Annotated in this window: 10 protein-coding genes; 6 read left to right on the plus strand and 4 right to left on the minus strand. The window is 70.3% G+C overall.

Annotation, left to right across the window (positions count from 1 at the left end; all coding sequences use genetic code 11):
• The first annotated feature begins 4 nt into the window (after nucleotides 1-4).
• Nucleotides 5-1,102, plus strand: a complete 1,098-nt coding sequence (locus tag L324_RS35945; RefSeq protein WP_081736580.1) for a YCF48-related protein — start codon at nucleotides 5-7, stop codon at nucleotides 1,100-1,102.
• A 165-nt stretch (nucleotides 1,103-1,267) separates the two neighbouring features.
• On the plus strand, nucleotides 1,268-2,098 hold the full coding sequence (locus L324_RS35950; RefSeq protein WP_037319550.1) for an SAM-dependent methyltransferase: 831 nt from the start codon (nucleotides 1,268-1,270) through the stop codon (nucleotides 2,096-2,098).
• Nucleotides 2,099-2,101: 3 nt separating this feature from the next.
• Here the strand turns inward: L324_RS35950 and L324_RS35955 are convergent, their stop codons facing one another.
• From L324_RS35955 to L324_RS35965, 3 genes are all read right to left on the minus strand, one after another.
• The gene (locus tag L324_RS35955) at nucleotides 2,102-3,943 is read right to left on the minus strand and encodes a M48 family metalloprotease (RefSeq protein ID WP_235783747.1); all 1,842 of its coding nucleotides are present in this window, start codon (nucleotides 3,941-3,943) and stop codon (nucleotides 2,102-2,104) included.
• Nucleotides 3,944-4,082: 139 nt separating this feature from the next.
• Nucleotides 4,083-4,916 carry an aldo/keto reductase gene (locus tag L324_RS35960; protein ID WP_037319555.1) on the minus strand — a complete coding sequence of 278 codons (834 nt, stop codon included), beginning with the start codon at nucleotides 4,914-4,916 and terminating at the stop codon, nucleotides 4,083-4,085.
• A 29-nt stretch (nucleotides 4,917-4,945) separates the two neighbouring features.
• A complete protein-coding gene (locus L324_RS35965; RefSeq protein WP_037319557.1) occupies nucleotides 4,946-6,127 on the minus strand; it encodes an MFS transporter in 1,182 nt (393 codons plus the stop codon).
• Between the two features lie 143 nt (nucleotides 6,128-6,270).
• Here L324_RS35965 and L324_RS35970 point away from each other — a divergent pair, with 143 nt between their 5' ends.
• From L324_RS35970 to L324_RS35985, 4 genes are read left to right on the plus strand one after another with little or no spacing between them, the layout of a single operon-like run.
• A complete protein-coding gene (locus L324_RS35970) occupies nucleotides 6,271-6,723 on the plus strand; it encodes a MarR family winged helix-turn-helix transcriptional regulator (RefSeq protein WP_037319559.1) in 453 nt (150 codons plus the stop codon).
• A gap of 39 nt (nucleotides 6,724-6,762) precedes the next feature.
• Entirely contained in the window at nucleotides 6,763-8,220 is a 1,458-nt protein-coding gene (locus L324_RS35975) for an amidohydrolase (protein WP_037319563.1), read from the plus strand.
• 39 nt (nucleotides 8,221-8,259) lie between these two features.
• Entirely contained in the window at nucleotides 8,260-8,664 is a 405-nt protein-coding gene (locus tag L324_RS35980; protein WP_037319566.1) for a hypothetical protein, read from the plus strand.
• Nucleotides 8,665-8,723: 59 nt separating this feature from the next.
• Nucleotides 8,724-9,188: a DUF2127 domain-containing protein gene (locus L324_RS35985; RefSeq protein ID WP_037319588.1), complete on the plus strand. Its 465-nt coding sequence runs from the start codon at nucleotides 8,724-8,726 to the stop codon at nucleotides 9,186-9,188.
• A 9-nt stretch (nucleotides 9,189-9,197) separates the two neighbouring features.
• On the opposite strand, the gene L324_RS35990 is transcribed toward L324_RS35985, so the two are convergent.
• Entirely contained in the window at nucleotides 9,198-9,896 is a 699-nt protein-coding gene (locus L324_RS35990) for a PP2C family protein-serine/threonine phosphatase (RefSeq protein WP_037319590.1), read from the minus strand.
• Between the last annotated feature and the right edge of the window lie 437 nt (nucleotides 9,897-10,333).

Below are 10,333 nucleotides of genomic sequence, written 5' to 3' on the forward strand. Positions count from 1 at the left end.
GATCATGAAGCCGAACCGGTGGGCCGCGCTCGCCGCCGCCGCACTGACCGCCCTGGCCGTCCCCGCCCCGCCCGCTGCCGCCGAATCGTTGGTACCCCGGGGTTTCGCCCCCGCGTCGACGAGCTGGACCGGCCCGAAGCACGGCTTCATCCTCGGGTTTTCGCCCTGTGGCAAGCCGGGATGGTGCGCGTCGCTGCTCTCGACCACCGACGGCGGGAAGCGGTGGCGACAGGTCGGCACCCCGCCGATCTCGTTGCCGGACAACCACAATCAGGTCAAGCTCACGGTGACCGGGGACCGGGACCTCTTCCTCTCCGACGGCACGCGTCTGCTCGCCAGTCGCGACGGCGGAGGCCAGTGGTCGCGCGTCCGGCTCGCCGGGGTCCGGGAGCCGTTCTATATTTCGAAAATCACCGAATCAGGGCCCAGGGTGTTCGCGATGGTCACCGGTTTCGGCAGCCCGTCGACGACGACCCTCTACTCAGGGCTCCCCGGTGCACGGGTCCTCTTGCCGGTCCCGGGATTCACCGTCACCGGTTCCTCGACCTACGGCGATGTCGCCGTCAGCGGCGGGGTCCAGGTCTCCATGGGGGCCGACTACCGCGTCCAGAAGTACTGGACGTCGCCCGATGGGGTGAAGTTCGCGAGCGCGCCGCCGCCGTGCCCGGCGGACAGTTCGGCTTCGCTGAGCGGAATCCGGCAGGGACAGGTGCTGGCGCTGTGCAGCGGCGGACCGGGATCACCGCAGCCGGGTGCGACCGTCCGGCGGCTGTGGCGGGCGCCGAAACTCGGCGGGCGGTTCACCGGCACGGCGCAGGCGCCCACCCTCGGGATCAACCAGAGTTTCAGCGCCGCGTCGCCCACGGCGGCGACCGTCGCGGCGGAAGGCGGCGGGACCGGTTTCCTGCACAGCACCACCGACGGCGGCCTGACCTGGACGACGGCGGTGCTCAGCGGCCGCGGTGTCTGTCTCAACGACCTCGACTTCCCCGACGAGCGTGTCGGCGTGGTGGTCGACGGGCTGCCCGACGCCGAGGGCGGATCGGCCGTCTACCGCACCACCGACGGCGGTGTCACGTGGCGTGAACTCACCTTCGCGTGAGGCCACGCTGTCCGCACGAGTGATCACCGCAGGTAGGCAAGGCCCTTGGGGAGGTTCACAGCGCTACACGCCATGTCGTAATCTGAGTACTGTCCGTCGATGTCGAGGGAGCCGTGGGACGCGCTTGCCGCGCCCCGGAACACGGCTGGAGGGTGGAACGTGTCCATGACTTCGGACGAGGTCCGGTCTGTGCCGAGGCGCCCACTGCCCCTCGACTACAGCAAGCCCAATCTCGCCCGGATGAAGGACGCCCTTCTCGGCGGGCACGACCACTACGAGGTCGACAGGCGGGCGGTCGCGGATCTGCTCGCCCTGGCCCCCGATTCCGCCGCGATGGCCAAGGAGTTCCGCTCCTGGTCGAGCCGGGTCGTCCGGTTCCTCGCCGGTGCCCGCGGCATCGACCAGTTCCTCGATCTGGGGTCGGGCCTGCCCACGGCGGAGAACACCCACCAGTCGGCGCAGCGGTACAACCCCGATGCGCTGGTCGTCTACGTCGACCACGACCCGGTCGTCCAGGCGCACGGGCTGGCCCTGCTGGAGGATCACCTCGTCCATGTCAGCGGCGCGGATCTGACCGATCCCGCGCAGACGCTGGCCGATCCGGTCGTCACCGAGCACATCGAACTCGACCGCCCGGTCGCGGTGATCCTGAATTCGGTGCTGCACCACATCGAAGACTTCGGCAAGGCGCGGGCGATCGTCCGCGCCTACGTCGACGCGATCGCGCCGGGGTCGTACGTGCTGCTGACCCACCATTTCAACCCCGGCGACGGCCCGCGCGCCGCGCTCGCGCGGAAGATCGACGACCTGATGGCGCAGACCGGTTACCGCACCGTGCACCGCAGCCGTGAGGAGATCGAGTCGCTGTTCGACGGACTGGAGGTCCTAGAACCCGGCGTGGTCCCGCTGCACGAATGGTGGCCGGAAGGGCCGCGGCTGGCGCCGCTGAGCGACCTGAACCACCTCAGCCTCGGCGGGGTCGGCTTCAAGGCTTAGAGGTCAGTCCTTCAAAGACCGGAAGAACGCCTTCAGCTCGTCGTGGGCGGTACCGAAGTCCTCGGTGTTGCCGGTGATCGCCAGTTCCAGCTTCTCGCCGTCGGACAGCTCCATCGTCAGGTAGGCGGTGAGCTTCCGGCGGGGGAACCCGCCCGCGACGATGTCCGTGAACGGGATCCGCCGCGCGCCCGGTTCGGCGCGCAGATCGTCGAGGCCGCGCTCCCGCAGCTTCCGGATCCGCTTGCGGTCGGAAACCCCGCGTGCCCCGATCAGCCCGGCGGCCCCGCGGCGGAGCAGTACCGAACGCGCCATCGGCAGCAGCACCACTTCGGTGTCGCAGACGATCAGGTCGTAGAGCCTGCGCTTGGCCTTCAGCGCGGTGAACAGTCCGAGCATCCTGGCTTCGGCGGGATCCGGCTCCCGTTCGGGCTCCTGCTTGCAGAAGTAGCCGGCCGGCACCTTCAGCAGCTGCAGGTTGTGAACCAGTTCGTCGACCGCACGCGGACTCGCCACGGCCGGGGCGACCAGTTCGGCGACGTCGAACGGTTCGCCGTCACCGAGGCAGAGTTCCCAGCCACCGCCCCAGTTCAGCCGGTGCGCGGCGACGCCGTTGTCGATCATCGCGGCGGTGACGGTCTCGGCGAACAGTTCGGTCAGCAGCGCGCGGCCCTCTTCGCGGGACGGGGCCCGCAGGGGTTTGGCGAGCGCGTCGGCGTCGCCGTCGCGCAGCACCCGCACCACCTCGCCGATCGTGCCGCGCGGCGCCAGCCTGCTCTCGAGCCCGGCCGAGGTCAGCAGTTTCGCGCCCTGCGCCACCGATGCCCGGCCCGCGCGTTTGACGACCTCGTCCCAGTCCGCCCGCGGCCCGACGTCGCGGATCAGCACCGCCAGCTCCGCTTCGGGGACGTCGACCTTCGGCGAGCCCAGCAGGGACCAGCCCGGCCGCGCGTCCGGCTTCACCGGATTGTCCGGGACACCGGCCAGCGCAGCGATCCGCCGCTTCGTGGGCGGATGGCTGTCGAACTTCGACAGCTCTTCACCGTCGAGGATGTCGTCGGCGTACTCGGCCACCCAGTCCCGCTGGACGGGGTGGTTGAGATACGACCGGAAACCCAGCAGGACCGGGGGAGTGCGCCGTGCCGCCGCGCCGAGCGAGACGTAACGGTCGCTGTAGTCGTTCCAGAGCGGGCTCAGCGTCGCGACCTTCCGCAGCGCCGCGGCCGCCGTGCGGCTTCCCGCCGCGAGCACGGACGCCTCGTCGGCCTGCAGTTCCTGCCGCCGGTTCGCCGACCGCGCGATCAGCAGGTACAGCTTCGAATACGCGGAGAGCAGGGCCCTGGCGGGGCCGCCGTCCAGCCGGTCCACGGTGAAGGCCAGCGTCTGCGTGCCGCGGTAGGTGAGCGCGAGCAGCCGGGTGTGGCCGCCGCTGTAGTGGCCGAGTTCGTGCGCGAGCACCGACCGCAGCTCGCTCACGCTCATCGCGGCCAGCAACGGCAGCCCGATCAGCATCGTGCGGCGGCCGGGCCGCAGGCCGAGGAACCGGGCGTCCTCGGTGACCGCCGCGTTGATCTCGCCGATCAGCACGATCTCGTCCGGTGGCCGCGTCTTCACCTGGGCGGCGAGGTCGTCGATCATCTCCCACAGCGCGGGATGGGCGTCGCGGTCCAGCCGCGGCCCCTCGATCGGGGGACGCCGCGCCCGCAGCGCGCTCACCAGCCCGAAGCCGAGGGCGATCATCATCCCGAGGCCGGCGAGCATGACGTAGGTGCCGGGTTTGCCCGGGATCCGCAGGCCCGCCAGCACACTGGCGACGCCCACCGCGACGACCGCCACTGGGAACGCCACGAGCAGAAGTGTCGCGAGGACGGCGCGTCCTCGGGCCTGCATCGTCCGGTTACCTCTTTTCGCACAAGTGCCCTCTGTGCGGCCGAATAGTAACCGGCTACACAGAGGGCTCGTGCGAGAACGAAGAGCTACCCCCGCCCTAGGCGACGTTGAAGGTGTCGGGATCCGGTCCGGTGCGCTCGCCGCGCTCCAGGCCGGACAGCGACGCGACGTCCTCGTCCGACAGGGTGAAGCCGAAGACGTCCAGGTTCTCCTTGATCCGCGACGGCGTCACGGATTTCGGGATCACGACGTTGCCCAGCTGCAGGTGCCATCGCAGGACGATCTGCGCGGGGGTGCGGCCGTGCTTGTCCGCCAACGCCTTCACCGCGGCTTCGCCGAGCAGGTCGCCGCCCTTGGCCAGCGGGCTCCACGCCTCGGTCGCGATGCCGTGCTTCGCGTCGAACTCGCGCAGCTCGTCCTGCTGCAGGTACGGGTGCAGCTCGATCTGGTTCACCGCCGGGACGACGGAGCCGCTGTCGAGGACGCGCTGGAGGTGGGCGGGCTGGAAGTTGGACACCCCGATCGCGCGCACGCGGCCGTCAGCGTAGAGCTTCTCGAAGGCCTTCCACGTGTCGAGGAAGAGATCGCGTTCCGGCGTCGGCCAGTGGATGAGGTAGAGGTCCAGTCGCTCCAGGCCCAGTTTGGCCATGCTGGCGTCGAACGCCTTCAGGGTGCTGTCGTAGCCCTGCTCGCTGTTCCACAGCTTGGTGGTGATGAACAGGTCGTCGCGGGCGATCCCGGACTCGGCGAGGGCCTTGCCGACGCCTGCCTCGTTGCCGTAGATGGCGGCGGTGTCGATACTGCGGTACCCGGCGTCCAGCGCGGTCTTGACCGCGGCGGTGGTCTCCTCGTCGGGTACCTGGAAGACGCCGAATCCGAGCTGCGGCATCTCCACCCCGTTGTTCAGCTTGACGGTGGGAATGTCGGTCACTTGCTTTCCTTTCGGTGAGTGCTCACGGATCAGGCGGCGGGGGCCGGTTCGGCGCGACGAGCCTTACGCCGCCCATGGTCGAGCATGCCTGAGATGACCGCGACCAGCAGTCCGGCGAGCGCGAGCGCGGCACCGATCCAGTTGGGCGCGGTGTAGCCGAGACCGGCGTCGATGGCCTGGCCGCCGAGCCACGCGCCCCCGGCGTTGCCGAGGTTGAACGCGGCGATGTTGGCGGCCGAAGCCAGCGCGGGGGCGCCTTCGGCCTTGTTCATCACGCGGGCCTGCAGCGGGGCGACGGTCGCGAAACCGGCGGCGCCGAAGACCGCGATGGTGATCGCGGCGGGCAGCTGGGCATGCGCGGTGAAGACGAACACGATCAGCACGGCCGCGAGCGCGGCGAGGATGACGTACAGGCTGGGCATCAGCGACCGGTCCGCCGCCTTGCCGCCGATCAGGTTGCCGGCGAACAGGCCGGCGCCGAACAGCACGAGCAGCCAGGTCACCGCGCCGGGGGAGAAGCCGGCGACCTCGGTCATCATCGGGGCGATGTAGGTGAAGGACGCGAACACCCCGGCGAACCCGAGCGCGGTCATCGCCAGCGCGAGCCACACCTGCGGCCGCCGGAACACGGCGAGTTCGTCGCGCAGGCCCGCGCTCCGCGTCGTCGACTGGACCGGCACGAGCGCGAGAATCCCGATCAGGCCGATCACACCGAGGACGCTGACCGCCCAGAAGGTCGAGCGCCAGCCCAGCGCCTGGCCCAGCGCGGTCCCGGCGGGGACGCCGAGGACGTTGGCGACGGTCAGCCCGGTGAACATCATCGCGATGGCACTGGCCTGTTTGGTGGGCGCGACCAGGGACGCGGCCACGACCGAGCCGACGCCGAAGAACGCGCCGTGCGAGAGCGCGGCGACCACGCGGCCGGTCATCAGCAGGCCGTAGGACGGGGCCACCGCGGACACGACGTTGCCGGCGATGAACAGGACCATGAGGCCGACCAGGACCGTCTTGCGCGGCACCCGCGACGCGAGCGCTGTCAGCACCGGGGCGCCGACCACGACGCCGAGCGCGTAACCGGAGATCAGCAGCCCCGCGGCCGGGATCGAGACCCCGAAATCGCCCGCGACCTCGGGCAAGAGGCCCATGATCACGAACTCGGTGGTGCCGATCCCGAAGGCGCTGATCGCCAGTGCGAGCAGAGCGGCAGGCATGGGAACTTCACTTCTTCCCGTAGAGTGGTGGTAGTTGGCGTTGGCAACTACGAGCGTCTGGAATAGTTGCACACGCCGTATATTGCACACGCTTGATGATGCACGACGCAACGAAGCTCGGGCAACCGGGGAAGAGGTGAACCGTGTCACTGGCCGACGACGCCGTGGAGGCACGCGCTCAGGGCTGGCGGACCCTCGCCGCACTGCACGCGCGGATCGAGGACGCGCTGGAGCGCGAGCTGGCGCGGAAGCACGAACTGTCCGTCAGCGAGTACACCGTGCTGGACGTGCTCGCCCGGCAGGACGGTTTCCACCTGCGGATGAACCAGCTGTCGAATGCCGTCGTGCTCAGCCAGTCGGCGACGACGCGGCTGGTCACGCGGCTGGAGGGACGGGGGCTGCTGCAGCGGTACCTGTGCCCGACCGACCGGCGGGGGATCTACACCGAGGTCACGCCGTCCGGGCAGGAACTGCTCGCGGCCGCGCGGCCGACGCACGACGCTGTCCTCACCGAGGCGTTGTCCGCCGCCGAGGAACTCCCCGAACTCGCTCCTTTGGTCGCCGCACTGGGAAAACTCACCTTCGCCCGCTCCTGACCCTCCCGCGGAACGTGCTGGGGCTGGCAAGGTGAGGGGGTGGACGATCTTCTGTTGCGCCGGGTCCGGGTCGGCTTGGCGGGTTCCCTGTCGGATGTGCTGATCAAGGGCGGCCGGATCGCGGCCATCGAGGGGCCGGGGCACGCGGGTGAGGCGTCGGAGACCCTGGACGGGCACGGCGGCACGCTGCTGCCCGGCCTCGTCGACGCGCACGCGCACACCGCGCAATGGTCGGCGGTGCGCCGCCGGATCCCGCTGGGGGAGGCGCGTTCCGCCGCGCACACGGTCGATCTCGTCCTCGCCCATCTGCTGGCGAACCCCGCGCCGCCCGGCGAACTCGTCCTCGGCGCCGGGTTCCGCGACGGCCTCTGGCCCGACGCGCCGCACAAGGACCTGCTCCAGAAGGCACTGCCGGGGCATCCCGTCGCCCTCTTCAGCGCCGACCTCCACACGCTGTGGCTCAGCCCGGCCGCGCTGAAGCTCATCGGCCGCGAGCATCCGACCGGGGTGCTGCTGGAGAACGACTGCATGAGTGCGACGGCCGACCTCCCCATCGCCCCCGACGACGTCATCGACGGCTGGGTCGCCGACGCACTCGACGCGGCGGCCGCCCGCGGCGTCACCAAGATCGTCGACTACGAGTACACCGACACGGTCACCGACTGGCGGCGACGGCTGGCGCGGAAACCCTTGCCGGTGCGGGTTTCCTGCGTGATCGCGAAGTACCTGCTCGATACCGCCGTCGAGCGCGGCCACCGCACCGGCGACGTCCTCGAAGACACCGGAGGGCTGCTGACGGTCGGCCCGTTCAAGCTGTTCGTCGACGGCTCGCTGAACACGCGCACCGCGTACTGCGTGGGACACTACGCCGGAACCGACTCCCACGGGCTGCTCGAACTGCCACCCGAGGAGCTGGAACCGTTGATGCGCAAGGCTTCCGAGCACGGCCTCTCACCCGCGGTGCACGCGATCGGCGACCACGCCAACAAGATCGCGCTCGACGCCTTCGCACACGTCGGCTGCGCGGGCCGGATCGAGCACGCGCAGTTGCTCCGGCCCGAGGACGTCGTGCGCTTCGCCGAACTGGGCGTCGTGGCGAGCGTGCAACCCGCCCACCAGCCGGACGACCGCGACGTCGCCGACCGGCACTGGCACGGCTGGACCGAACGCGCCTTCCCCTACGGCGCCCTGCACCGCGCCGGGGTGAAACTGGAGTTCGGCTCGGACGCCCCGGTCGCGCCGCTGGACCCGTGGGACGCGATCGCCTCCGCGGTCAGCCGCACCGACGACGACCGCCCGCCGTGGCATCCCGAGCAGGCCATGCCGCTGGAGGCCTCGCTCGCGGCGGCGTCCGGCGGCAGGTCCTCGGTGGCCGTCGGGGACGTCGCGGATCTGGTCGTCACGGCGGTGGACCCGTCGCGGCTCACCCCCGCCGGGCTGCGCGACATCCCCATCACCGCCACCGTGATGAACGGCAGGGTCACCTACGCGTCTTGAGTCTTTCCTTGCCGGCCCGCAACGCCTTAATGGAAAGGCATGGATCACCGCCTCCTCGACCGGATCCGCGACCTCCACGGTTCACTCGGTACCGACCTCGTCTGCATCACCCGGATGGTCGAAGACGACACGCCGCGCGCCGACCTGCTCCGTGATCTCGGGGAACGGCTCACCGAACTCGGTGCGGCCCTGCTCCGCCGCTCGGACGACGTCGACGCCGACGTGCTCGCGAAACTGCCCGAGGACGGCTGGCTGCCGGAATCGGGGACGCGTCACCGGGCGCTGGCCATGGCGCACAACGTCGGCGCGCGGCCACTGCGGTGCGGGCGTATCTATCTCGCCCTGTGCGGCGCGCCGTGCTTTCCCTTCTACGGCAGGGACCTGGCCGGCCGGACCACGCGCCACGAACGATGCCGGACCTGCCGAGACCGCCTGTTCCGGTGACGGCGGCTGCGCCCGGCGGCGGGGTGCGGCAGGGTGAGGTGATCGTGGAAGGAGCGCCCATGACCACCGAGAAGCTGTTCCGGATCGCCATCGCCCTGAAAGGACTCGATGGTGCGTTGCAGCTGGTGGGCGGACTCGTGCTCATGCTCGTCCCGTCCTCGGTCGTCACCGGTTTCGCGCACGCCGTGGTCACCCGCGACCTGCTCGGCGACCCCGAGGGGACGCTGGCCCGGCACCTCGAACTCGCCGCCGGTCACTTCGTCGAAGGCCGGACGTTCGCCGTCGGGTACCTCGTCGCGCACGGACTCATCAAGCTCGGCCTGGTCTGGGCGCTGGCCCGCAAGGTGATGCGCGCCTACCCCGTCGCCGCCGTCGTACTCTCGGCGTTCGTGGTCTACGAGGTCATCCGCGCGATCCACACGCACTCGCTCGCGCTGCCGTTCTTCGCCGCCCTCGACGTCGTGATCGTCGTACTGGTGCTGCGCGAATACCGGCAGCTCAAACGGGATCGCGTCGCGGCCTGACCGCCCGGTTCAGGCCGCGACGCGAAATTTCTCGGTGGTGAGATCCGCGCCCGGCGGATCCACCACGATCACGGTGGCGTTGTCGGAGCCACCGAGCGAAATCGCCGTCCGCACCAGCTCGGTGGCCGCCCTGTCCGGCATCCCGAGGATGTCGAGCATGGTCGGCCCGCTGAGCGTCTTGTGCACGCCGTCACTGGTGAGCAGAAGCCCGCCGGTCGTGACGGTGGCCGTGCCGATCTCGTGGTCACCGGCCGTGCGGACGCTGGTGGTGACGACGTGTTCCATCCGCGGTGTCACGGGCTGTTCGTGGTCGCGGAAGTACTGCGCGAGCGTATGGTCTTTCGTCACTTGCCGCACGGTGTACCCGTCCCAAGCGTACGCCCGGGCGTCCCCGACCCAGGCGATGCCATACCCCTCGTCGGTGCGCATCGCCACGACGAGGACGCAGTCACCCGTCCCGCCGAACCCGAGTACAGCGCGCTGAGCAGCCAAGACAGCCGCGACAGCGCCGTGGCCGACCGGTGTCCGGACCGCCGCCGAAACCGCCGTCCGCGCCGCGAAAGCCGCGTTCGGGTGATCTCCGACTCCATCGGCCAGCGCGAACACGATGCCGCCGCCGCCCGCCGCCGCGTACGCCCCGACGGCGTCCGCGTTGTGCTCGCGCGGTCCCTGCGCGCTCGCCGTGTGCCAGTGTGGAAGCTCCCTCATGGTCTTCTCCTCACCGCCGGGTGATTCTTTCCCCACTTCCAGAATCCGCTTGTTTCCTGTGGGCCGCCTGAGGGTTCGCTGTCGATTGGCTGGTGAGCTTCGGGGGGCGTGAGGCGCAGGGGTCTGTCGCCGTTGTGGCGTGGCGGGCTCCTCGGATGGTGCGGGGTTAGTCGGCGCGGTGGAGGGTCAGGTAGAGGGGTGGGATGAACTCGGGTAGCTCGTCGGCTGCCGTGTGGACTTCCCGGTCGCCGTGGTGGGCGAGTCGTCTGAGCCTCGAGCATCTGCGGCGGGTCTGTGACGGTGTTGTCTGTCGGTGGGCATGCCGAGGGGCCCGTCGCCGGTGTGGCTGGCGGGCTCCTCGGGTGATGCAGTGGCTAGGCGGCGCGGTGGAGGGTGTTGCGCCGGGTTCTTCGGAGCGGGTCCAGATACTGGGGCGG

Source organism: Amycolatopsis orientalis DSM 40040 = KCTC 9412 (assembly GCF_000478275.1).
Taxonomy (GTDB): domain Bacteria; phylum Actinomycetota; class Actinomycetes; order Mycobacteriales; family Pseudonocardiaceae; genus Amycolatopsis; species Amycolatopsis orientalis.